Annotated in this window: 23 protein-coding genes; 10 read left to right on the top strand and 13 right to left on the bottom strand. The window is 54.2% G+C overall.

The features are described 5' to 3' along the window. Positions 1-205: 205 nt before the first annotated feature. The 3 genes from G5B47_RS09980 to G5B47_RS09990 are packed head-to-tail and all read left to right on the top strand — an operon-like array spanning position 206 to position 1,856. Positions 206-877: a TetR/AcrR family transcriptional regulator gene (locus G5B47_RS09980; RefSeq protein WP_165097389.1), complete on the top strand. Its 672-nt coding sequence runs from the start codon at positions 206-208 to the stop codon at positions 875-877. Further along, a complete protein-coding gene (locus G5B47_RS09985; protein WP_165097391.1) occupies positions 849-1,433 on the top strand; it encodes a flavodoxin family protein in 585 nt (194 codons plus the stop codon). The genes G5B47_RS09980 and G5B47_RS09985 overlap by 29 nt, the downstream gene beginning before the upstream one ends. A gap of 27 nt (positions 1,434-1,460) precedes the next feature. Further along, complete coding sequence (locus tag G5B47_RS09990) at positions 1,461-1,856, top strand: FMN-binding protein (RefSeq protein ID WP_165097394.1); 396 nt, start codon at positions 1,461-1,463, stop codon at positions 1,854-1,856. Positions 1,857-1,926: 70 nt separating this feature from the next. On the opposite strand, the gene abc-f is transcribed toward G5B47_RS09990, so the two are convergent. Then, on the bottom strand, positions 1,927-3,762 hold the full coding sequence (gene abc-f, locus G5B47_RS09995; protein WP_025333583.1) for a ribosomal protection-like ABC-F family protein: 1,836 nt from the start codon (positions 3,760-3,762) through the stop codon (positions 1,927-1,929). A 429-nt stretch (positions 3,763-4,191) separates the two neighbouring features. Beyond that, positions 4,192-5,253: a Gfo/Idh/MocA family protein gene (locus G5B47_RS10000; RefSeq protein ID WP_206107307.1), complete on the bottom strand. Its 1,062-nt coding sequence runs from the start codon at positions 5,251-5,253 to the stop codon at positions 4,192-4,194. A 197-nt stretch (positions 5,254-5,450) separates the two neighbouring features. Here G5B47_RS10000 and G5B47_RS10005 point away from each other — a divergent pair, with 197 nt between their 5' ends. Beyond that, positions 5,451-6,278: an ATP-grasp domain-containing protein gene (locus tag G5B47_RS10005; RefSeq protein ID WP_165097397.1), complete on the top strand. Its 828-nt coding sequence runs from the start codon at positions 5,451-5,453 to the stop codon at positions 6,276-6,278. Positions 6,279-6,282: 4 nt separating this feature from the next. Here the strand turns inward: G5B47_RS10005 and G5B47_RS10010 are convergent, their stop codons facing one another. The 5 genes from G5B47_RS10010 to dpaL all read right to left on the bottom strand — a co-directional run bounded on the left by G5B47_RS10010 (position 6,283) and on the right by dpaL (position 11,274). Further along, on the bottom strand, positions 6,283-6,705 hold the full coding sequence (locus tag G5B47_RS10010) for an RDD family protein (protein ID WP_165097399.1): 423 nt from the start codon (positions 6,703-6,705) through the stop codon (positions 6,283-6,285). Between the two features lie 160 nt (positions 6,706-6,865). After that, positions 6,866-7,768, bottom strand: coding sequence for a L,D-transpeptidase family protein (locus G5B47_RS10015; protein WP_328804503.1), 903 nt, complete (start codon positions 7,766-7,768; stop codon positions 6,866-6,868). A 152-nt stretch (positions 7,769-7,920) separates the two neighbouring features. Then, the gene (locus tag G5B47_RS10020; protein ID WP_165097401.1) at positions 7,921-8,619 is read right to left on the bottom strand and encodes a class I SAM-dependent methyltransferase; all 699 of its coding nucleotides are present in this window, start codon (positions 8,617-8,619) and stop codon (positions 7,921-7,923) included. 178 nt (positions 8,620-8,797) lie between these two features. Continuing rightward, on the bottom strand, positions 8,798-10,042 hold the full coding sequence (locus G5B47_RS10025) for a Zn-dependent hydrolase (protein WP_165097403.1): 1,245 nt from the start codon (positions 10,040-10,042) through the stop codon (positions 8,798-8,800). Between the two features lie 20 nt (positions 10,043-10,062). Then, the gene (dpaL, locus tag G5B47_RS10030) at positions 10,063-11,274 is read right to left on the bottom strand and encodes a diaminopropionate ammonia-lyase (protein WP_206107308.1); all 1,212 of its coding nucleotides are present in this window, start codon (positions 11,272-11,274) and stop codon (positions 10,063-10,065) included. A gap of 160 nt (positions 11,275-11,434) precedes the next feature. Between dpaL and G5B47_RS10035 the strand changes: the two genes are divergently transcribed. The 5 genes from G5B47_RS10035 (at position 11,435) to G5B47_RS10055 (ending at position 14,060) form a co-directional block, all read left to right on the top strand. Further along, positions 11,435-12,136: a GntR family transcriptional regulator gene (locus G5B47_RS10035; protein ID WP_165097406.1), complete on the top strand. Its 702-nt coding sequence runs from the start codon at positions 11,435-11,437 to the stop codon at positions 12,134-12,136. Positions 12,137-12,200: 64 nt separating this feature from the next. Further along, positions 12,201-12,701, top strand: coding sequence for a hypothetical protein (locus G5B47_RS26010; RefSeq protein ID WP_206107309.1), 501 nt, complete (start codon positions 12,201-12,203; stop codon positions 12,699-12,701). 182 nt (positions 12,702-12,883) lie between these two features. Beyond that, entirely contained in the window at positions 12,884-13,396 is a 513-nt protein-coding gene (locus tag G5B47_RS10045; protein WP_165097409.1) for a GNAT family N-acetyltransferase, read from the top strand. A gap of 92 nt (positions 13,397-13,488) precedes the next feature. Continuing rightward, entirely contained in the window at positions 13,489-13,815 is a 327-nt protein-coding gene (gene ytxJ / locus G5B47_RS10050) for a bacillithiol system redox-active protein YtxJ (protein ID WP_165097411.1), read from the top strand. Then, complete coding sequence (locus tag G5B47_RS10055; protein ID WP_165097413.1) at positions 13,812-14,060, top strand: glutaredoxin family protein; 249 nt, start codon at positions 13,812-13,814, stop codon at positions 14,058-14,060. Before ytxJ ends, G5B47_RS10055 begins: the two co-directional genes overlap by 4 nt. An 81-nt stretch (positions 14,061-14,141) precedes the next feature. Here the strand turns inward: G5B47_RS10055 and G5B47_RS26015 are convergent, their stop codons facing one another. The 6 genes from G5B47_RS26015 to G5B47_RS10085 form a co-directional block, all read right to left on the bottom strand. Continuing rightward, positions 14,142-15,620, bottom strand: a complete 1,479-nt coding sequence (locus tag G5B47_RS26015) for a glycoside hydrolase family 32 protein (protein ID WP_328804504.1) — start codon at positions 15,618-15,620, stop codon at positions 14,142-14,144. 34 nt (positions 15,621-15,654) lie between these two features. After that, positions 15,655-17,901: a GH32 C-terminal domain-containing protein gene (locus G5B47_RS10065; protein WP_165097415.1), complete on the bottom strand. Its 2,247-nt coding sequence runs from the start codon at positions 17,899-17,901 to the stop codon at positions 15,655-15,657. A 99-nt stretch (positions 17,902-18,000) separates the two neighbouring features. Further along, entirely contained in the window at positions 18,001-19,659 is a 1,659-nt protein-coding gene (locus G5B47_RS10070; RefSeq protein WP_165097417.1) for an extracellular solute-binding protein, read from the bottom strand. Positions 19,660-19,776: 117 nt separating this feature from the next. Then, positions 19,777-20,667, bottom strand: coding sequence for a carbohydrate ABC transporter permease (locus tag G5B47_RS10075; RefSeq protein WP_165097419.1), 891 nt, complete (start codon positions 20,665-20,667; stop codon positions 19,777-19,779). Between the two features lie 16 nt (positions 20,668-20,683). Continuing rightward, a complete protein-coding gene (locus G5B47_RS10080; protein WP_328804505.1) occupies positions 20,684-21,703 on the bottom strand; it encodes an ABC transporter permease in 1,020 nt (339 codons plus the stop codon). Between the two features lie 54 nt (positions 21,704-21,757). Continuing rightward, positions 21,758-22,726, bottom strand: coding sequence for a LacI family DNA-binding transcriptional regulator (locus tag G5B47_RS10085; RefSeq protein ID WP_025333566.1), 969 nt, complete (start codon positions 22,724-22,726; stop codon positions 21,758-21,760). 477 nt (positions 22,727-23,203) lie between these two features. On the opposite strand from G5B47_RS10085, the gene G5B47_RS10090 reads away from it, so the two are divergent. Next, positions 23,204-24,208, top strand: a complete 1,005-nt coding sequence (locus G5B47_RS10090) for a LacI family DNA-binding transcriptional regulator (protein ID WP_165097421.1) — start codon at positions 23,204-23,206, stop codon at positions 24,206-24,208. Positions 24,209-24,223: the final 15 nt, after the last annotated feature.

Genomic DNA, 24,223 nt, shown 5'->3' on the forward strand with positions numbered 1-24,223 from the left:
ACCTTGAGAGCTCGATCTTGAGAGCCCCACCGTAAGGACATCTCCCCTTCTCCGCTCCTTCCAAAACGAATGTGGAATGTAAAATGAAACGGATGTGAAATGTAAAGTAGAGATTAAATGTGAAAAAACGGATTTACACCCCGCAAAAAAGATGCTACTCTTCAGGTAAACTAATAGTTTACTTTTGCAACCGGAGGTATTCAAAATGGATCGGGCCACACGTAAAGAGACAATCTCGGCTCTTCATCAGGAGAATATTCTGAGTGCGGCGGAGCAATTGTTCACGGAAAAAGGTATTGACGCCACAACGATGGACGACATTGCCCGAAGCGCCCAGTACAGCAAGCGCACGGTGTACCTTCAGTTCCCGAGCAAGGAGGAGATTCACGACCGGATCGTGCTGAAAGGATTCTTGGAGCTCAAGGAGCACATTGTGCAGAGTCTTAGGGGCAATGAGGGCTTTTTCCTGAAATATCGCGCCCTTTGCTCCAGCCTGATGGCGTTCTATGAGGCATCCCCCTTTCTGTTCAGCCGGATTGTCGATTTTCAGACCCAGCCGCTGGACAGCCTGGATTTGCCGCAGGTGAAGCGGGATATTTTCAATGTCGGAGAGGAGATTAACGCCGCGCTGGGGGAGATGGTCTGGCTGGGAATCGCGGAAGGTACGGTGATGCCGAGTACGCGAATCAAGGAAAGCATTCTGATCTATTGGAGCAGCTTGTCGGCGCTGATTATTCTGGCTAACCGCAAGAGCAGCTACATCTCCGAGACGATGGGCAGAACGCCCGCCGAGCTGCTGGAATACGGCTGCAATCTGCTGCTGCGAATGCTCGTGAAGGAGGGGGAGCATGGCGACGAAACGCCTGCTGGCCATTAAGGGCGGCCCCAGACCGGACGGAATCACGGCGAAGATGCTGCAAATAGCCGTTCAGGCGGCGAAGGCGGCGGGCTGGGAGACGGACTTCTGCGACTTGTACGAGGTGGACATTACCGCCTGCAAAGGCTGCCCGGAGTGCCGGGCAACCGGAGTATGCCCTCCCGGCGGCGAACTGGCCGAGCTGTGGGAACGGCTGGCCTCTAGCGACCTCGTTATTCTGTCCGCGCCCACCTATTACGCCAATGTGCCGGGACAGGTCAAGCTCCTGTTCGACAGGCTGGCGGGCAAGGCGATGGACCGCAGCGGCGCCGGGCTTGCCCCGAAGCCAACGCTGTCCAGCCGTCAGCAGTACCTGCTGATGACGGCATGCAACACACCGTTCCCGCTGAACCGGATGCTGCGCCAAAGCTCGGCCTGTCTTGCGGCCATGAACGAGTTTTTCCGCATCTCGGGCATGACGCGCAAAGGCCAGGTCGTCTGCGCCGGCGCGAAGAAGCTGACGGAGGTTCCGGCCAGGCTGGCTTCGAGAATCGAAAGCTTTTTTCTAGTACGATAAATCCCATTCGCTTTAGGAGGTTAAGCTGTGAAGAAGAAACTGCTGATATTGGCCGCCCTTATAGTGCTCGCGGGAGCAGGCTGGGGCCTTACTTACCTGTATCAAGTTAAGAGCTACCAGAACAAGGTTGCGAATCTCACTGTCTCCGACATTCCTTTTTCCCGTTTGGCGGACGGAACTTACGTGGGTGAATACGATGTCCGGTTTATCGACGCCAAAGTTCAGGTTAGCGTGAAGAACGGCAAAGTGACCCGAATCGACCTGCTGAAGCACAAGAACGGGCATGGCGCTCCGGCCGAAGTCATTCTTAAAGAAATCGTCGCCAAGCAGTCGCTGGAGGTGGATGGCGTCAGCGGTGCGAGCAATTCCAGCAAGGTCTTGAAAAAGGCGGTCGAGAACGCACTGGTTCTAGGCATGAAATAGAAACGACAAGAGGCTGCCTTCCGGCATGGATTCATGCCGGGGCAGCCTCTGTCGTTAACAGCAGAACCGTCTATCCCTCTTTCCTCAGCTCCCCGATCCGCTGGCGCAGCCGCTTAATCTCCAGAAGCAGCGCCGTATTCTCCTCGTCGCTCTCGGGTACTTCGGCCTGTATGAGTTGAGCAAGCCTAAGCTGCAGCACGCCAAGCTCATCCTCCTCGGCCCGTTCCCGTTCCGTCACCAAACGCTCCCGGTCTTTGGACAGGTACTCTTCATAGGTTCCGGGAAACTGTTTCGGAAAGTGCCCGCGTTCGAGTGCCACCAGCCGATTGGCGACATTTGAGAGCAAATACCGGTCATGCGTGACGAGCAGCAGCGCACCGGGGTATGCCTGCAAAACCTCCTCAATGACCTCTCTCGTCTCAATATCGAGGTAGTTGGTCGGTTCGTCCAGCACCAGGAGATTTGCCCGCCCGAAGTAGAGCCGCAGGAAGGCCACGCGGCATTTCTCCCCCAGACTTAAGCTGCCTATATGTTTGAAGGCGTCTTCCCGTGAGAACAGGAAGCAGCCGAGAATCGTCCTTGCCTCCGTCACCGTCATTTCAGGAAGCTGAAGCAGACTGTCCAGAAGGGTAGAGGAGGGGTCAAGCTGCTCCAGCTCCTGGGCAAAATAACCGATCCTTGTCTGCGGATGCAGACCGACCGTCCCGCCGGTCGGCGCATAGATACCCGCCAGCAGCTTCAACAGAGTTGATTTGCCGGCCCCGTTCGGCCCGATCACGCCGATCCTGTCGCCCCGGCGGACCGTGAAGCTGAAGTCCTTCAGCAGCGGACTCCCGCCGGGATATGCGAATTCCGCGTGCTCCGCCCTGAGCAGCGTGCCGGCGGCGAACTCCCCGCCCGTGAGCCGCAGGTTCAGCTTGGCGCTGTCCCGCGGCTCCGCCGTGCGGTCCCGGTTCAGCCGCTCCAGCGCCGCTTCCTTCGCATGCAGCCGGGACACGTTCTTCTTCGACTTCGCCCGCAGGAAATCGTTCTGCCCGGCGGAGTTGTGCGCCTGCTGAAACCACTGCGCATACCGCCGGATGGCTTCCTCGAGCTTTTTCTTTTCCAGCTCCTGTTTCTTGTACCGGGCTTCCTGTTCTCTGGCCTCCACGGCCTTCTGCTCGCGGTACTGCGTATACCCTCCCGCATAACGCCTGCCGCCACCTTGCCTCAGCTCCAGCAAGGATGTTGCCGTGCGGTCGATAAAGCGGCGGTCATGCGAGACGTACAGCACGGTTCCCGAATAGCCGGATACCCACTCTTCCAGCCATTCCATCGTTTCCGCGTCAAGATGGTTCGTCGGCTCATCCAGAAGCAGCAGCCGCGGCTGGCGGGCCAGCAGCGAGGCGAGCTGCACCCGCGTCTTCTGCCCGCCGCTCAAAGACCGGTAGGGCAGGTCCCAGACCTCCTGCGGCAGACTCAGCTGCCGCAGCGCTTTTTCCGCCTTTGCTTCCCAGCCATAGCCGTCCACCCGCAAATAATCCTCATAGGCTTCGCCGTATTCGGCCAGCTCGGCCTCTTCCGTTCCTCCGCCGCTATGGAGCCTGCCCACCAGCAGCTCCAGCCGGGCTCTCAGGCGCGCCGCTTCGGCGTTCCCTTCCAGAACGACCCGTCGGGCGGTCATTCCTTCCCGGGGCTCCAGCTGCTGATCCAGCAGCCCCCATTCCTGAACGGGCAGGCCGCGGTACACCGTGCCCGAATCGAACGGTACCCCGCCCATCAGTCCCTTCAGCAGCGTGGTCTTGCCCGCGCCGTTGCGTCCGAAGAGCGCCATGCGCTCTCCTTCCGCCAGTTCAAACGATAGATTCTGAAACAGGACGTTTCCGTTCCATTCTTTGCTTACCTCTTTCACACTGAGTACCGGCATCAAATCATCCCTCCGAATTCCAAATAAAAAACCGCAGCTGCCGCTGCGGTCAGAAATATCGTATGAAAGGATGAGACGGATAGCTCGTTTTGTTGCAGGGACGGCAAGCCTCCATGCTGCTAACGTAAGCAGCCGGGAACAGGGGCATTGCCCCTCAGATAAGCCCCACCGGTTCCTTGGCCTCTATGAACGAAACGATTAGCGATCCTTAAATCTCCCCGAAGACATACGTATCCCTGACCATCCGCCCTTATTGGGCGCACCGCGGCTTGTGCATAGAGCTATTCACAAGTTGGCTGGTCTGCTTGGGAAACGTATTAGTTCTTCATCTCAGGGGAGATCCTCCGTTAATTGTCCGAATTTGAATGATTCCTATTATAAACCGGCTCGCTCCCGGCTGGCAAGGGCGACGAGCTTAGACACTCTAACTTACAGCTCCAGCCCTTTAAGGATAACCTGCTTCTCCGCCGCTTCAAAAATCGTCTCGATCAACCGCAGCACTCGGTGGACCTCGTCGTTCTTGACCAGCGGCTCGCTCTTGCCTTCGATCACCGAGACAAAGTTATCGTAGAAGCTCTGCTTCGTGCTCTCGGGCTTCCCGATCGGCAGGCGCAAAGTCGATTCCTCCGAAGGCGGCGCCATTGTCTTCGTGAGCCCTTGACCGGCCTGAATCGGCTTCGGCTCGACCTTAATCACGTCCGGATTATTGACCACGATCTCCCCGCTGAGATCCCAGTCGCGGATAATGGCGGTTCCTTCCGTGCCCTTGACATACCAGCGCGGCAGCTTGATGAAGTTGGTCGTTCCAACCTCGATCACGGCGGTCAGGCCGTCTTTAAACCGGATATTGCTTGTGAATCCGTCATCCACCTCGGTGCAGAGAATGGTGCTTAATTCCGCGCTCACGCTGTCGATTTTGCTGCCGGTGAGCAGCAGGAGCTGGTCCAGCAGATGGACGCCCCAATCCAGCAGCATGCCGCCGCCGTAAGCCTGGAGCTGGCGCCAGTCGCCGGGAATGCCGTTGGCCCCCTGAACGCGGGATTCGAGATGGAACGTCTCGCCGATCTTTTTCTTCTGAATGATATCCTGAATAATGAGAAAATCTTCATCCCAACGGCGGTTCTGGTGCACCATGAAGATGCGCTTCTCTTCCTCGGCCACAGCGAGTATATCAAGCAGATCGGCGCTGGTTATAGTCACCGGTTTTTCACAGATTACATGTTTTCCTGATTTCAGCGCCTGAATGGCGATAGACTTATGAACATCGTTAGGGGTCGCAATCAGCACGACATCAACGGTTTCATCAGATAAGACCGCTTCCAGACTGTCATAAGTCTTAAAGCCCTTGGCCGCAGCCAGCTCCATCCGGTAATCGACCAAATCATAAACGCCGGTTACCGAAAGATGCTCGCACGGCTCAATTAACTGCACATGGTAGCTGCCCATTCCCCCGAACCCTACGATGACAAGACTATACGTTTTCTGCTCCATCTGTATCCTTTCCTTTCCGCGTGTGGTACTGTAACTTTCGCATGTGGATTGATTGCTCCATTACATTTTACACCGTTCCCATCCGTACCGGAATTGTACCATCCCACAAAAAATAGCTGCCTCTGCTTGGAACAACCATTATACTTGGGTGAAAATGGCGGAAGACCAGACTATCCCTTGGAAGGACTGAACTAGAGATGAACACCTTGTTATTTGTCACGGATTTGTATTACGAAGCCAAAGGGCGCACGTACTATGCGGAGGATTTGTTTCTCACATCCCGGCTCCGGGAATCGTTCACGCTAACGATTTGCCATCCGCAGGACATTCAAGCTTTTGAGAAAAAATATGATCTCATCGTCCTCCGAAACGCGGGACCTGTCGCCAATTTTAAGAAGGAGTATTGGTCATTTCGCCAAAGAGCGGCCACTAATGGCTACCGGACGTACAATTCGTTTAACGGCAAGGCGGATATGAACGGAAAGGAATATCTGTTGGAGCTAACCAAGGCAGGCTACCCCGTCATACCGACCGTAGATCACATGGAGCGGATAGACGCCTTGCCAAAGGTCCCAAGCTATATTTGCAAGCCGAAGGATGGGGCCGATTCGATCGGTCTTGAAATGGTCTCCTCGGACGATCTGCCCACGAGGCTAAATGCCTGGGAAGAGCGGAGCATGCTGGTTCAACCGTTCATCGATTTCGAATATGAGGTTTCGTTTTATTTTATTGATCAGGAGTTTCAATACGCGCTTTATGCGCCGGACAAAACCAGGCGATGGATCTTGTCAGAGTATGTTCCAAGCCGGGAGGATTTGCAGTTTGCGAATCGGTTTATCGAGTGGAATCGTCTGGACTTTGGAATTCAGCGGGTGGACGCATGCCGGACGAAACAAGGAGAGCTTCTGCTGGTCGAACTGGAAGATTTGAATCCCTATCTCTCCCTGCTGGAGCTTACGCCGGACATCCGGGAGCGGTTCGTGGAACGCTTGAAGCATTCGCTGCAAAAGACGATTCAGGCCTGATTCATCAGGCCCAAGTATCGTCGTGGACGACTTCCGTTCCGGAAGCGAAATCGTGAATCGCCCTCCGGTCCTTCCGCACAATCACCATCACAATGCTGATTAAAACAGCTATTCCGTAAGTAAAGCTGTACAGCAGCCAGCACAGCCCGTTACGCAGCAGCATCGATCCGATGCCGGGGGAACTCCCATCCAGCTTTCGGATACGGATTCCGCATATTCTTTTGCCGATGGTATGGCCGTTCCAGAATACCGGAACCAGCACCAAATAGAGGGTGCTTAGAATATCTCTTACGAGTCTTCCTTCTGTGTCCCCTGTGCTTCCGCCCGTGAGAAAATAGTAAATAATCGCCGCCGGGAGGCCGAAGCAGAGACCGTCCAACAATTGGGCGCCCAGCCTAATCCAAAAGCCTGCCTTCTTTTCGTTCATATAACGCTCCTTTAGCACACTTGTATTTACAATATACGGAAATAGCGTAGCACAGGACAAGCTTCAATAGCTGCGGCAAATGATAAGCGCGAAGCTTATACTTTCTTATATTTTCAAAAAAAAAGCTAACCCCCATTAAGGGATTAGCTTCTTCACGTACCTATAAAATCGTAACGGTGCCGCTCGATCCGGTCCACTGGATCTGAACGCCGAACAGCAGCGGTACGCTGCTCAGCGGGATCATTAGTGTCCCGTTCTCATTGCGCGACGCAAGCATGGCTGCCTTCGTCCCGTTGATGGTGGCGTAGTCGGTCAGCGGCTTATGCGACGCCGTGCGGGTGCCATTCGTGATCGTCAGCGCTCCTTCGGCGTCCAGCCCCAGCTTAGCGCCGAGCACGGTTGCGGTCTCCCTGAGCGGCACGTACACGCGGGAGTCTTTCACCAGAAGAGGATTGCTCAGCTTAACCGCCGTTCCGTTGTTAAGGATAATCGTGCCGTCTATCGTGTTCCGCCCCAGCGCATACCCGTATTTCTTCGCGATGCTTTCCATATCGAGCGTTGTGGACGTGATGACCACCGTCGTGTTTCTCTGTACCAGGGGGAACAGCCAGTGGATATCGGCATTATGCATCCGGATGCATCCGGCGCTTACATACTTGCCAATGGAAGACTCTCTGTTGTTGCCGTGAATCGCGTAGGTCGTTCCTCTCGTACCGTTCACATCCAGCCCGAGCCAGCGGTCGCCGAGCGGATTGGCGGGGTCGCCGCCAGGAATATGCTCTTTGTAATAAGGCCGGTTTTTGATTTTGCTGACAAGTTTGAAGCTGCCTTCGGGCGTCAGGCTCTTCTCTCTGCCGGTCGCGACCGGGAATTCCCTAACCAGTTTACCGCCGTCAAAAAAAGCCAGCTTGTTGATTTTTTTGTTCACGACAATCATTTGGGAACCCGCCGCCCCCGCCTCTCCAGCGAACAGTCCGGTCAGCAGCAGAACAAACACCAGCATCAGGCCGAATGCTCTGCGCACGACGGTTCCTCTAAAAATCTCTCCCCTTTTAAAATACATCAATGCTCCCCTCCAGCGTTAACTGCAAATTTCTGTAACTCCTTTATGATTTAAACGGCTCTTGCAGGAAAATAGTTGCAGAAAATCATCTGCTTTCCGCAAAAAAATCCGGCCTCCTTAACGGAGACCGGATTGCCTGTTGTCTATGCGCTTCAGCCCTTTACAATTCTCAGCATGCGGCCTGTACCCTTTTGAAATTCGTAGGGGACCTGTACTTCCTCGGCTGTGCAGCCGTCACCGGCGATCTCTGCCAGCAATTCATCTATCTGTCCATACCGGTTGCCCGAGAGATCCACCAGCGGATAAATGCGCAGCTCCTTCCGGGTCACACGCAGCAGCTCACGCAGCGATTTCAGGTGAAAATCGTAATCAAGCCGGTCGCCATACATGAACAGGAAATGCGCGGACAGCGTCAGATCGAACCTCTCATTCTCAAATGGCAGCACCGGCAGCACCGCCTCAACATAGCGGTCAGAGTGATGCTTCATGTCAGCGATGCATTCCTGCAGCGCGCGTTCCCGGTGCTCCCGTAGCTCCTTCACGGAGGAGAAGTAATCCCATTTGAAGCCTGCCCGCGCCTTCTCCATTTGGTCCATCGCGTGCCCGATGTCCTCTCGCCCTTTCTCTTCAAGGCTTCCGGCCGGATATCCATAGGCAATGTCAGCCGACACTGCTTGCGCTCCAAGCGCATTCGCCCGGGCCGTAAACGCGCATGCGCCGCCCGGACAATCCAGAATGGTACGTCCTTGAAGCTCTCCTTCGGTCAGGCCGAACATCGCCATATACTCCTCATAGGTTCTTCCGATAAAAATAATGCGGCTTAAATCCAATCGATTCTCTTCTAAGCTCATCTCGTCTCTTCCTTTCTCATCTTGACTCGTCTCGTCTATAGCGGCCGTGGCCGCTTCTTCCACTTTACCATATAAAGGTTACAAGGGCAGCCGGATTCTTATTAATTCTGCGAAATATTCAGCCCCGATTTTCAAAATGTTGTCATTAAAATCATAAGCCTGTCCGGAATTTCGTGCCTTACCGGGCAAGATCAGCTATAACATCAAGCAGCACGTTGGCTCCTGCAACCAGATCAGGTTCCGGGGTATGCTCGTTCGGGTTATGACTGATGCCGCCGATGCTCGGGACAAAGATCATCGCTGCCGGACATATGCGGGCCATCATCTGGGCGTCATGACCTGCACCAGACGTCATCCGCTTGGAGGTCAGACCGCGCTGCCTGGCGGCGGCTTCCACCAGCCCGACAATAGCAGCGTCGAAAATGACCGGCTCAAATCGGGCCATGCGCTCTGTGGTAATGGTCACCCCTTCGGCAATGGCAAGTTCAATGAGATATTCGGCAAGCGCCGCCTCTTCAGCCTGTAAACTCTGCTCGTCCGGATTGCGCAGGTCAACAGTAAAAGTGGCCTTTGAAGGGATGACATTGATCGCATCAGGCTCAAAACGGATGCAGCCGACTGTCGCCACGGCAGATGTCTGCGAATGGATCGCACGGTCACGTAAAAATGTAATGACACGGGCTGCCGCATGTCCCGCATCTTTGCGCATCGGCATCGGAGTCGTACCCGCATGGTTGGCGACACCCTCAATGGTGATCCGCTGCCACGAAATCCCCTGAAGATTCTCGACCGCACCGATTGGAATGTCCATACTTTCCAGCACAGGTCCTTGTTCAATGTGAAGCTCCACATAAGCATGAGGCATCATGAAGCCCGGCTCCTCAGTACCCGCATAGCCGATACGAGCCAATTCCTCACCAAGCACGCTTCCGTCTGTTCCCACGGAGGCCAAGGCCTCCTCAATCTGCAGCCCGCCCGCATACACAAGCGAACCCATCATATCGGGGGCATAGCGCACGCCTTCCTCGTTCGTGAATGCCGCGACTGCGATAGGACGGGAAGGGGTGAATCCGGCCTCCTTCAGCGTCCGAATGACCTCAAGGCCGGCAAGAACACCATAACAGCCGTCGTACACGCCTGCATTGATGACGGTATCTATATGAGAGCCAATCAGGACCGGCGCTTGATGCTCTTGGCCTGGAACTCGCCATATGCCGAAAATGTTGCCAATCCGGTCAACCGCCGCCTCTAGACCGGCCTCCTTGATCCATGCGATCAGCACGTCACGGCCGTGCTTGTCGTTGTCCGAAGCCGCCAGCCTCGTCAACTGGCCGCCCGCGTCACGGCCGATTTGCCCAAGCTGCTGAATATGTCTAAGCAACCGGCCTCCATGAATAGATAAGTTCAAACTGCTGAGTGTCATCGTTCATTTCCTCCTTTCGCTTAGCCGCCCCATACGATATCCCTGTACCCCTCAGGGTCCGTATCGCCTTCCGTGCTTATGATAAGCACTCTCGATTCCTCATTTAATTTCAGCCGCTGAGCTACTTCCTGCAAAGATTGCTCCTCCCGAATCAGGCTCAGGACGCCCAATCCCACGGCGCCGGATTCGCCGGATACGACCCGGGGGTCGCCGGGCAAAGGATTGCCGAGCATTCGCATAGCTTTGGCCGACACCGCATCCGGACAGGAAATATACATATCCGCGTAATCCCGCAAAATCTCCCAGGCAACTGTGCTGGGCTCCCCGCAGGCGAGTCCCGCCATAATCGTTCGAAGGTCTCCGGTCACGGCATGGGGATTCCCGTCATTTTTCACCGCGGATTTATAGATGCACGCCGCTTCATTCGGCTCCACGATGATCGTTACCGGACGTTCCTCCCCGAATTCCGCCACGAGATAGCCCAGAACGCTTGCCGCGAAGGAGCCGACGCCCGCTTGAAGAAATACGTGAGTCGGACAGCTCTGGCCTTCTCCTCTCAACTGCTCTATTGCCTCATGAATGAGCGTGCAGTAGCCCTGCATAATCCAGATTGGAATCTCCTCATAGCCCTCCCACGCGGTGTCCTGGACCAGAACTCCGTGATGATCGGCGGCGTACCGTGCGGCCATTTTTACCGTGTCATCATAATTCAGCTCCGTAATGGAGGCTTCCGCCCCTTCCTTTCTTATGTTGTGCAGCCTTGCCGCCGAAGAGCCCTTGGGCATGAACACGACCGATTTCTGCCTAAGCCGGTTGGCTGCCCAGACGATCCCTCTACCGTGGTTTCCGTCTGTTGCCGTAACAAACGTAAGCTCTCCCAATCGCTCTTTGATCTCCCCGGATTGCAGCTTGCCGAAATCAAGCTCCGAAATATCCAGCTTCAGCCGCTCCGCCAAATACTTGCCGACAGCATAGGAGCCGCCCAGCACTTTAAAAGCATTCAGGCCGAACCGGTGCGATTCGTCCTTGATCCAGATGCCGCCGACGTTTAGCTTGCGTGATAAATCGTTCAGGCTGTGCAGGGGCGTCGGCTCGTATTCGGCAAAACTTCGGTGAAAGTTTCTCACTTTGGCTGCCCGCTCACGATCAATGAACCGCACCGGCGTTTTACCGGCATTTTCCTCACGGGCCCGATCGTTGGTTGTATACCGAAAATCAGCGGTATTCATCATGAAGGCTCCTTTCTTCCATAAAACCCAAGTAATATATCACATATTACATTTCGTTTATTTTGGTGTCAATTGGATTTCTCCTGCTGAGCGGAAGCTTGATTTGATCGATATAAATTGCACATGATATATTACATACAAAAGTATGAAGGAGGCGCCCTTTTTGCTGCCAAAATCTACAACCAAAGTCAAACGCACATCGATACGTGAGCAGGTGTATTTTCAGATACAGGAATGGATTATCAGCGGAGAATTAAAGCCGGGCGACAAGCTGAAGGATCAGCAATTGGCGGAGGCGATGGGAACAAGCCGCACCCCTATCCGCGAAGCTTTGCTGCGATTGGAAGAAGAAGGAATGGTGCAGACCAAGGCCAACAGCTGGACACAAGTGGCTCCCGTTGATGTTCATCAGGCGCATCGTCTGTATCCGGTGATTTGGACACTTGAGAAGCTTGCCGTTTCTTTTGCCCAGACCAATATTAAGCCAGAGCATATCCGGCAGCTCGAGACAATCAATGAAGAACTGGAGCGGGCTCTTGAGCAGGAAAATGCGCTGGACGCCCAGCAATGCGACGCCCGGTTTCATCAGGTCATCATCGATTTGTCGGCCAACGAAGAGCTTATCGGCGTGCTTTACGGATTGAAAAACAAACTCCGGCGTTATGAGGTCGCTTATTTCAACGGCTTTTCGGGAGCGGAGCAATCGGTGGAAGAACATAAAGCAATCATCGCTGCACTGAAAGAAGAGAACTTTGCCGCTGCCGCCGAAAACGTTGAAGCCAATTGGAAAAACAGCTTCCGGCGCCGCTTCGCCGCATCCGAAACGGATGGAATTCGAAAATCAAATCCGCCTGAGCATGAATAATTCAACTGAAGCTCAAGCATAATAAACTTCGATTTTCAATTCATTCCACTAGGAGGAAACAACTTTGAACACTAACATTTCGGGCCAAATCAACCAAGGTGAGCGGCTTATTCAGCAACTGATCAACGAAACACAACAATCCAGCCAAGTGTATCAGCAGCTTCTGCAGCAAGAAGAACAAAACGCAAGACAGCTCGAAGAACTGGCAAACCGTGAGCGTAGAGCGGTTCAAACGATTCAGACCGTTCTGCAAGGCCACCAGACAGCTGTACAGCAGCTGCAGCAAATCTCGCAAATTTTCCGTCAGGTAGAGCAGCAATCGTACCAACCAAGCACATTCGGCTCTTCCTACAGCCAACCGTTGTTCCATAACCCGGCCATTCCTTCCGGCCAATCCTTTGGTTCACAGCTGGGAACTTCCCCTATCGGATCTTCGATCGGATCCTCTTCCATCGGATCTCAGCCGATCGGATCTTCGTTTAGCGGATCTGCTTCGATTGGCACCGGCTCCCTGCACACTCCGGCTCAGTTCTCGTCGATGCCTGGCCGCAGCTTCCAACAATAAAACCGTGCCGGCCTGAATAAGGTCCGGTTAACGTAAAGCAGGGACTGTCCTTTTGGCTGCAAGGGCCAAGACAGTCCCTATTTTGGGTTTGGATGAGGTAAGCCGTCCCTCTCTCCGGTATAATGGATAGCGAATGCTGATATTTTTAATAGCTGGGACTGGCGGAGAGGAGACAAGCACGTATGACAACTGGAGTTCACATTGAACAACTCAACGGAATTGACAAGGAGCTGGAAGGACAGCTGGGCGATCTGCTCGTTCGGGTCGTGGATGACGGAGCATCCGTCGGTTTTTTGCCGCCGCTCTCCGTAGAGGAAGCGACGGACTATTGGGGCGGGGTTCCCGGCGAGGGCGTTCTGCTGTGGGTCGCCAAGGCCCATGGGGAGATTGCCGGAAGCGTTCAGCTCCATCTGGCCATGAAGCCAAACGGGCTTCACCGCGCGGAAATCGCTAAGCTCATGGTTGATCCGAAGCACCGCCGCCAGGGCATCGCCCGCAAGCTAATGGAAACGGCTGAAGCCAGTGCGGCGTCAGACGGGAGAACCCTGCTGGTGCTGGATACCCGGGGAGGCGACCCTTCCAACCTGCTGTACCAATCGCTCGGCTTCACGGAAGCCGGCCGAATTCCGAATTATGCGCGTTCGGCGAACGGGGAGCTGCATGAGACGGTATTTTATTATAAGACGCTCCGCTAGGCTGTTATACGGATTGCTTTAATTTTGAATCATTGTTACAATCAAAGTTACAATTACAGTTCATTAGCAACTATATTAAGGAAGGTGATCTTATGTCCATTCAGCATCTGCACTCCGCCGAGGACCTGGAGCAGTACGTTGCCAAGCCCGGAAAGAAGCTGTTGTTCAAGCACAGCACCACCTGCCCGATCAGCGCAAAAGCGTATGAGGAATTTCAAACCTATCTGAAAGACAATGATACCGACGCCGCTGTCGTGCTCGTGATCGAGGACCGTCCGGTTTCCAACAAAATCGCCGAAGATTTCGGCATCAAGCATGAGTCTCCGCAAATCTTCCTGCTTGAGGACGGCGAAGTGCGCTGGAATACGTCCCACTGGAAAATCACGCAGTCGAGCATCAAAGAAGCTGTAAGCCAATGAGTGCTCAGGTCATCGTCTACTCCACCGAGGGCTGCGGCGACTGCAGCCGGGTGAAACAAATGCTTCAGAGTGAGGGCGTCCCGTTCGAGGTCAGAGATATCATGACCAGCGAGACTTACCAACAGGAAGTGGAGAGCCTCGGCTTCATGGGCATCCCGGTCACCGTAGCGGGCGGCCGGGCGGTCAAGGGATTTAATCGTGGCGAGCTGAAAGAGCTGCTTGCTGCGGCGGGGCTGGACAAATAAGGGTGAGATCCCTTATTCAATTGGAAAGGAGCCTTATTCCATTGTTTACAGTGGAATGAGGCTCCTTTTGGTTTGCCGTTTTTACCAGATGGATTTCAAACCGTATATGCGCAAAGAGATGATTTCAATGCTTCCTTCCTGAACGAACAGCTCCAGCTCCTGATGGGCCGGGTCCGGAAATACCTGATCCGTCAGGACGGCAAGCCCGTCATTTGCGAACACTTCGACAGAGGAACGGTCAGCGAAAATATGGAGCTTGACAATGCCGCCGGAGGGCTTCAGATCCGCCCCGTGCTCGCAGGAGAAATCGGGATGGAAGTCCGTGATGCCGGCATTTCTGCGGTCGATGAACAGATAGCTGCGGCCGGCGTCATAACCGATTACCGTTCCCTGGCCCTGGGAACCATGAATCCGAAACCCGAACGACGAGGAGTCCGCCAGCTTGATTTCCGCCTCAATTTCCAGCGTATTACCTTGAATACTCTGCAAAAGATTGCCGTCCCCGGCTTGAATCGCCAAATCCTCGAGCTGAAACTTCAGGGTCCGGAGCGTATCCAGCTCACTGACCGGCTGCTGGCGCAGCCGGATGCCGTCTTCGCAGACCACGAGCCCAAGCTCCCTCGGCAGCGTCATCGCGCCTCTCCATCCTTCGGTCGGCAGCAGATTGGCGTATTTCCAGTTATTCATCCAGCCGATGAACAGCCTCCGCCCATCCTCAGCGGGAACGTCCGACCAGCTCACCCCGGCATAGTTGTCTCTCCCGTGATCGAGCCACAGCACCGTACCCGGCGGATTGTCGCTCACGAAGTTCACACCGTCGAACTCTCCGACAAAATACTGAGTCCGCGAGCCTTCCGCCAGCGCGTCATTCGGGCCGATGCTCACGATGAGCACCCATTTGGACTCGCCGCCGCGCCCGATGACCGGAAGCTGGAACAGATCGGGGCATTCCCACACGCCGTCGTGCGAGCCTTCCGAAGCGCCAAATTCGCTGCCGAAAGACCAATGAATGAGGTTCGGAGAGTGATAGAATAACACGCGCTGACCTGCGGCGAGCACCATTACCCACCGCAGCCGTTCACTGTCCCAGAACACCTTGGGATCGCGGTAATCGATGTGCCGCTCGTCCTCGAGAACAGGGTTGCCCTCATACATCGTCCACGTCCGTCCCTTGTCGGTACTGTACGCAAGGCTCTGTCTCTGGCGCGGCCCGCCGCTTACCGGGTTCGTATCGTGATGAGTGAATATGGCTACCAGGCCCGAGCCCCCGCCAAAAAAGCCCGTCGTATCGTTCCGGTCCACTACCGCGCTGCCCGAGAAGATCGCGCCGTTATGGTCCGGCTTCAGCGCGATGGGAAGCTCTTCCCAGAAGACAAGGTCCTTGCTTACCGCATGCCCCCAGTGCATTGGACCCCACACCGAGCTGTGAGGATGGTATTGATAGAACAGGTGATATTCTCCCTCGTACCAAACCATGCCGTTGGGATCGTTCAGCCAGTTCGCTGCAGGCGAATAATGAAATTGCGGGCGAAACGTTTCACAGTATGATTTTGTTATCACAACTTCATCTCCTTTTCTCTTTAATCAGGAATACTCACGAATATGCCGGAGTCATTTCCCAGACTTCCATATCGACGTGCTCCGCCGGTCCGTCTGCCCAGAGCAGCAGGCCAAGCGCATCCAGCCTCGACGGATAAGCCCGGGTGGTCAGACTCTTCAGCCCGCCTGCATAGCATTCGATCAGCGACCGGTCCACAAAAATATGCAGCCGTAAGGCTTCCTCTCCTATCGGAAGCAGTCCTCCCTGTATTCCCCGTGTCCGTTCTCTCTCATCGAGCGTCGTCTTGGTCCGGTCAACCTCAAGCCGCTGCTCCGCACGATTGAACCGGATTACTGTCTCCTCCGCACCGTCCGGCGATCGGCGAAGGGAAATGCCGACCTGCTCCGCCCGGCAGGAATGAAAGCTCAGTATGATTTCCAGCAGGTCTCCGCTGACATCGGCCAATTGCCGGTTGATTTCTTCCAGACTGCTTCCGGCCGCGGATAAGAGCCGTCTGCCCCTGAGCCGCTCGGTTTCTTCCACCGGCTCGACGCCAAGCCGACCGTCTGCCCGCAGAAACAGCGATACCGGCATGCCCGCTCCGTGCGCCCAGCCGCAATCATAATCGATTTCCGGCGTCCGCTCGCCTTGGGCAATCGTAAAGACGAGCGAGCGTCCGGTCCGCGGATCAACCATCCCGCTCGGTCCCGTGAAATGAAAATCACCGACATCGATCAATCCCGGCTCTTCATCATCCGGTGTAAATCTGCACGTCTCGCGGTCCCAGACTCCGATCCAGTAGTTCACCTCAACCTTGGCGCCTTCTCCCCAGGGACTGATGAGCAGGACATGTTTGCCCGAGCTTGCTGCTTCTTTCCCTTCCAGCGGAAGCGGAAGCAGAACGGGAAGCTCCCAGGCCTTGCCGAGATACGGGTATTTGGTGTAATCGCTGATATATAAAGGCCCGCGGCACTCCCAGTTCAGCATGTCGGAGGAGACATAGACGAGTGCTGTGCCGCCTTCTTCTTCTCCGCCCGCACCCGTTCCGACAAGCATATAATAGATGCCTTCTTCCCTCCAGACAAAGGGATCGCGGAACTCCCCGAACAATCCGGCTCCCGGCTCTTGTCTGACAATCGGGGAAGGATGCTTGAGCCAGGTTTTCAAATCGTTATCCCCATCGGCAGGATAGGCGCTTTGCGCAAGACCGATCGACTGATTCGGGGTCTCTCCATTGTTTCCAATGGTGTAGAACAGAACCGGCATGCCATCCGGGTCGTAGGCGGCGCTGCCCGACCAGATGCCGTCCGGGTCAAGTCCGGCTTCCGGACTGAGCGCGGTCGGTAAATCCCGCCAGTGAACAAGGTCCGGGCTGACCGCGTGCCCCCAGTGAATATGGTGATAGAACGGGCCATTGGGGTTCTGCTGGTAGAACAGATGATATTGGCCGCCGAAATAAAGCGGCGCGTGGGGCTCATTCATCCAGTGTCCCGGCGGGTTCATATGAAACTGCGGCCGGTGCCGGTCAGCGGCGAAATACGAACGCGGGATTTCCATAGCCTCCCGTTCGATGGACGGGATCACGCCGTCATACGGCTGAAGATCCTGCTCATACTGCCGGCGGATATCGTCATCCGTCAGCGCCGAATCATAAATGGCCAACTCGTCCATCCAGCCGTCGTAGTGGTTCATAATGAAGGACTCCGCCAGAATGACGCCGTTATTATTGCGCCCGATGAGCAGGTCGGCGCTGCTGGGCGTGATTTTCAAAGGTTGATCGAGAAGGGTCTCCGCTGTTTTGCGTCCGTTGAGATAAAGCGATATCCGCCCTTCGCTCCCCGCGAAGACGGCACTTACAAAAGACCACCTGTGCAAAGGGACCGGCTCGGAAGACCAAGTCTCCAGCCACTCGCCGTCCACTCCCGCCTGGAGCGACAAGGCCCCGTACCTGAACAGGCCCAGAATATAGCCTTCCTTCTTTTCCCGGTTATGCTGGTTCACAATGGCCGAAAGCCGGTTCTCCGCTCCGTAATCATACGTTCTCGGGGCAATCCAAGCCGTTACCGTGAGATTCTCCACCGGCTGCGCGGTCTGCCCGGCCAAACGGCGGATGAACGTGGAATATCCGTCAAAAGACAATGCTTTTCCCTTAATTCCCTCAGCCCAGACCGGGTCCCTCGGAGCCTGGAAACGCCCTTTGCCGAGTGCGAATTGTACAGTATCGGCTTGGCCGGATACCGATTCCGCGGCTTGATTTCCCTGGCCTTCGTCAAAAGTCCAGTATGCGATCGGCTTCTTCACCTTGTTCTCTCCATTCTTTCCGCCTTTTTAAGAAGGGGCAAGCCAGAGCGTTCTGACGTTCCGGCTTGCCCCATAAGATGCGGATTTCTCAAGCAGCAGTTATTTCTGAGCTTGCAAGTAACGGTCGTAGCCGTCCTGATACACCTTCATCAGATCCTCGATACCCATTTTCTTCAGATCGGAGACGTATTTATCCCAGCCTTCATCGACGCCGCCGTCCATCAGGAATTGGGCACGCATTTTGTTCGTGTAGGTCTGGATTTCCGGTTTCAGGCGGTCGATGGTCTGCAGCTCCTGATCCGTGAAGAAAATAAGCGGGAATTTCTCTTTTTCCATCTGCGGAACGAAAATATTCTTGATGTCGTCCATCCGCTGCTTCGCGCGCGGTTCCGGAGCGACTACCTTCTCGAAGTCTTCTCCTGTAATGACGCCCGCTCCTCCCAAAGCGACCGTCCGCCGGAATTCGCCCGGGTTCTCAATGTCTTTCTTCTGAACAAGCAGTCCGTTAGCGTCTTTCTCAAACCATGTGCCGATCGGTCCCCAGTGAACTTCCGCGGCCGTAACCGGATCGTACAGTCTGTCGAGCCACTCGGCGGTAATTTCCGGATTCTTGTTCGCTTCCGTAATGACTGTGCCGCCTCTGCCAATCGCCGAACCGTTATTCCATTTCACTACCATGTCTTTAAACGGCGGCACGATCGGGTAATGGTCATCCCGTTCCCCGCCCACTACGTCGGTACGGTCCCACCAGAGGAATGAGCCCAGTGTTTCATCTTCCGTCTTGCCTTTGGCCAAGTACTGTGCGTCGTTATGAGTAAAGGCTTCGATATCGACCAGACCTTCTTCAAACCAGGTGTGGAAGTAGTTGAGCGCCTCCTTGTACCCCGGCTGCATAGCGGCGTAATATACCTTGCCGTCTTTGACGTTCAGATGCTCGGAGAAGGTGTTGTTGCCCGGCTGATACGTTTTGTCGGGTTCGCCGAACGCGCCGAACAGATAGCCGATATCCCCGGTCCAATAAGCGTTGATGAAGGAAAGCGGAATTTCGTCTTTCTTGCCGTTCTTGTTCGGGTCTTTATCTTTAAACGCTTTCAAAATGTTGTGATACTCTTCCAAAGTCTTTGGCATCTGAAGTCCGAGATTCTTCAGCCAGTCCTCGTTGACATAGAGGAAGTCCGGATTCGCGCCGATGTCCTCCTGCCCGCTTCCGAGCTCCTCGCCTACAGGCAGGGAATAAATGTTGCCGTCCGGGGCCGTAACGAGCGCTTTAATGTCCGGGCGTTTGTCAAACAGGGCCTTCAGATTGGGCATATGCTTGTCGATCAGATCGTTAAGCGGAATGATGGTTCCGTCCTGGCCGTAATGCAGCAGCTCGGTGTCCGTAAAGCCGGCTCCGAAGAACATATCCGGCAAATCTCCGCTTGCCAGCAGCAGGTTTTTCTTCTGGTCGTAGTCCGTATCAACGATCGTCGTCCAGTCCACATGAACATTGGTATCCGACTCCAGCCGCTTCGCCAGTTCAAAATCGTTGAAATCGCTTGGCGCGAGCGCCGGACGCTTCGCCACCGCTTTCAGCGTCAGTTTGTCCTTAAGCGGGAAGCCTGCGGCGTCGCCGCTTGCGTCACCCGCCGGACTCGAAGCCGACGGAGCCTGCGATGCCGCCGGAGCATTGTTTGAAGCGTTATTGCCGCTGCAGGCCGTCATTACGACGGAAGCGCACAGGAGCGTACTGAGAACTATGGACATTTTTCTATTCATTAACAATCAAACCTCCCTTTTATGATGACTGGCCCTATAATGACGCTTGCCACCGGAACATTCTCCGGGCCTCACCTCCCTTATAGCTCGTGATGGAACAGTTTCGAAGCCATAAGCTCATCCCTTGACCGAACCGATCATGACCCCCTTGACGAAATAGCGTTGGAGCAAAGGATAGAGCATAAGCAAAGGGAGAGCCGCCACAATAATCACGCCGAATTTTATCAGCTCGGTCACCTTTTGCTGGGCTACCAGTGTCGTAATATCCGTCAGCATATCCCCGGATGGCTGGTTCTGGATCAGGATGTTTCTCAGGATCAGCTGCAGCGGATACAGATGGGAATCGTTCACATAGATCAGAGCGTCGAAGAATCCGTTCCACTGCCGGACCACGGCGAGCAGCACTAGCACGGCGATGATCGGTTTCGACAGCGGCACGACAACGCTCCAGATATACCGCAGATTGGTGCACCCGTCGATGGCCGCCGCCTCCCGGAGCTCATCGGGCAAGCTCTGGAAGAACGTCCGTGCGATAATGATAGCGAACGCGTCCACCGCTCCGGGGAGCACAATCGCCCAAATCGTGTTGATCATGTGAAGATCTTTGACCAGCAGATAGGTCGGGATAATTCCTCCGTTAAAAAAGAGCGTGACCGCAAAAATCATCATGAAGGCGCTCCGGCCGTAAAGGTCTTTGCGCGACAGCGGATAGGCCGCCATAACAGTAAGCACGGAACTAATGACTGCCGTGAGAGCGGCGTAAAACAAGGAGTTTCGGTAACCGGTCCAAATCGTACTGTCGCTAAAAATCCGCTGATAGCCGTCGAATGTAATCGCCTTGGGCCACAGCCATACATTGCCCGCGTAGATTTGGTTCGGATCACTGATGGAAGCGATTATGATAAAGTAAAGCGGATATAAAATCATCAGCGTAAACCCGCCAAGCACGATAAAGTTGAACACATCGAAGGCAATGTCGCTTTTGAGCTTGCTTTTCGTTCGAAACATGTTCCATTCCCCCTTTCTAGAATAATCCGTTTCCGCTTATTTTTTTGGCCGTCCGGTTGACGATGAGCAGAAGCACCAGGTTGATGGCCGCGTTAAACAGACCGATTGCTGCAGAGAAGCTGTACTGTGCGCGCTGGATGCCGATTTTGTACACATAGGTCGAAATGATCTCCGACGCGTCAATATTAAGGTCCGTTTGCAGCAAGAAAGCCTTTTCAAAACCAACGTTCATCAGGTTGCCGACCGCCAGAATAAACAGTACGGTAATGGTGGGAAGAATCCCGGTCAAGTCGATATGGCGGATTCTTTGCCATTTGTTTGCTCCGTCCACGACGGCGGCTTCATGCAGATGCGGATCGATGCCGGCCAGCGCGGCCAGATAGATAATGGTAGCGAATCCCGTCTCCTGCCAAACCGTACTCATGATGTAAATCGGGCGGAACCAGCCGGCTTCGGACATGAACAGCACCGGCTCCCCGCCGAATGCTCCGATGATATGATTAATCAGACCGCTGTTGGGCGAAAGGAACACGAGAATCATACCGGCAAGCACGACAGTAGAAATGAAATAAGGCGCGTAAATCACAGTTTGGACGAACTTCTTCAGCTTCTCCCTTGCCAGTTGGTTGAGCAGAATCGCGATGATTACGGGAATGGGGAAGGAGATCAGCAGGTTCAGGAGGCTAAGCAGAACCGTATTCTTGATAATCGTCCAGAAGTTATAGGATTCAAAAAATTCCTTGAAATACTGAAACCCTACCCAGGGGCTGCCCCAGATTCCGTCACGCGGCGAAAAATCCTTGAAAGCGATCTGTACGCCGTACATCGGGATGTACCTGAAAATAATAAAGTACGCGACAGGCAGAACAAGCAGCAGATACAGCTCCCAATTTTTCCGGGCAGATTTCAGCTTTCTCATGTGCGACTCCCATCTCTTGGCGGCACGCCGTCCCGGCAGATTCGGAAGCGCCCGCATCGGCGCGGACATCGGACTTCCGTTTGAGGCCTCCATTGATATTTTCGATTTAGGTTCCATTGATCCGTTCCCCCCTTATTCTTTTGAAACGTTTCCAATTAGTTCTAAAAAAAATCAGGTTGTCTCTCCCGCCCGATACGTTACAGGGATCTGGTAGACTTCACGGTCCAGCGTTTCTCCTTCCGCTTTCTTCAGCAGCAGCCTTACGGCCGTTCTGGCCATTTCCTCCACCGGCTGGCGAATCGTGGAGAGCAGCGGATGGAAATAAGGATGGTCCTGAATGCCGTCATAACCGATGACCTTCACATCTTCCGGAACACGAATGCCGGCTTGCTTGGCTTTCTCGATATATTTGGCTGCAGCCATATCCGTGATGGCGAATACGCCGTCGATGTCCTGGTAACGGTTCAGAAACGTGCTGTAGTACTTATCCTCATCCCGGAGCGGATCGGGTTCCTCGTACACTTCATAAGGAACGCCCAGGATTTTGGCTTCGTGTACGAAGCCTTCCTTCCGAAGCATGGTCTCGCTGTATACAAAAGGCACATTGCCAAGGAAAGCGGGTTTCTTCACGCCGGCCTTGACCAGTTCTCTAAGCGCAATCCGCCCTCCCTCGAAGTTGTCCGAGGTCACGCAGGTGATCTTCTTGTTGAAATGCCGGTCGATGCTGATCATCGGAATGTCGGTGCTTACGCTGTTCTCAATATCGTTGTAGGTGATTCCGACAACCCCCGCAACCTTGTTCTGCTTCAGCATATCGAAGTAATACAATTCCTTCTCGGGCTTGCCCCCGCTGTTGCAGAGCATCAGCTTGTAGCCCTCCCGGTCGAGCTCATCTTCAATATAATAGGCAAGCTCGGAAAAGAACGGATGCCAGATACTCGGCAAGAGAAGTGCAATCATCTTCGATTTCTGCATTTTGAAGTTGCGGGCCACCTCATCCGGCACGTAGTTCAATTGCTCGATCGCCGCCTTGACCTTGGCACGCGTTGCCGGTTTAACCGCTCCGGCATTATTGATGACTCTGGAAACCGTGCCCACCGCGACTCCTGCTAAATTGGCTACATCTTTGATACTGGCCATATGACTTCCTCCGCCTTAACTTCTTTGATAGCGCTATCATAACATGAGTTTGGAAACGTTTCAATAGGAATTTTGAATCGTTTCCACTTTATTTTTTTCGGGTGGAGGAAAGGATGAACTAATGAGAGTGAATAGCGGGCACAATACTCCTAAAATAAGAAGCCCAACCCGCATAAATGTACAGTTAAAATCAAATGAAAAATTGACATTAGTGGTTAACGGAGATTTTATTCTTTTTGGTGGGAAACAAGTATATTTGCCCGAAATTCACGAACTCACGACAAACTGGAGACGTCCAGCCTCAAATTTCACTCCATCCGTTGACAGGGTCAATAGCCCGGTTTATATTTTTGTAAAGCGTTTACGTTAATTTTCGTTGCGAATATCGCAGCCTAATAGAGCTGACCCAGACCGTAACAGCATAGTGAGAAAATCGCTTAACAGGCTGCTTTCAGCCGCATTTTTGGAGGAACCTGAATGAATCCCACGATTAAAGATGTCGCAAAAATGGCTAATGTCTCCATCGCCACAGTCTCCCGGGTGCTGAACAATTTGGGAGGATACACCGACAAGACCAGACAACGGGTTAACGAGGTCATCAAGGAAATCGGTTATCAGCCGAATGCGATCGCACGCGGTCTTATCAATAAGCGGACGCAGACGATCGGCGTTCTGTTCCCGAATGTTTCCAGCTCCTTCTCCTCCGAAATTTTGCAGGGGGCTGAAGATTTCGCCCATGGCCGCAACTACAGTATCGTGGTATGCAACACGGATGATGACGGGAAGCGGACGATGAAGTATTTGCAGCTGCTAAGGGAGAAGCAGGTGGACGGCATTATTTTTTCCAGCAGCGAGTTAAGGGACGAATACCTCGAAGTTATCGGTAATATGAAAATACCGGTTGTGCTTATCTCTTCGCAGAGCAATGATCCCGCCATTCCCTACGTCCGAATCGATGATTCTCAGGCCGCATACGACGCGGTGGATTACCTCGTGGCCAAGGGCCATCGCAAAATCGCCATGATCAGCGGCGGCAAGGAAGATGTCTTGACCGGCGCCCCGCGAGTGCAAGGATACTTGAGAGCGCTTCAGAAGCATGGGATTCCTTTCGACGAACGGTATCTCGTATATGGCGACTTCCGGTTTGAGAGCGGGTGCAGGGAATTTGAGAAATTGCTTCGTACCGTTCCCGATCTCACCGCTGTCTTTGCGGCCAGCGACGAAATGGCGATTGGGGTGCTGTCCGCCGCTTACAAGCATGGGCTCAAGGTTCCGGACGATATTTCCGTCATCGGATTTGACGGGCTGCAGCTGTCCAGCATGGTGGTCCCCCCTTTAACAACGGTCCGGCAGCCGCTGGTTGAAATGGGCCAAATGGCTTCGGAAATTCTGATTCAAATGATTGAAACCGGCCAAACGGCCACAGGACAAATAGTCGCCCATTCCATTGTAGAAAGACAGACGGTAAGGACGCTTGCGTAAAGAAAACCCTCCCGT

Origin of the sequence: Paenibacillus apii, assembly GCF_011043685.1 — a bacterium.
GTDB classification, from domain to species: Bacteria; Bacillota; Bacilli; order Paenibacillales; family Paenibacillaceae; genus Paenibacillus_AQ; species Paenibacillus_AQ sabinae.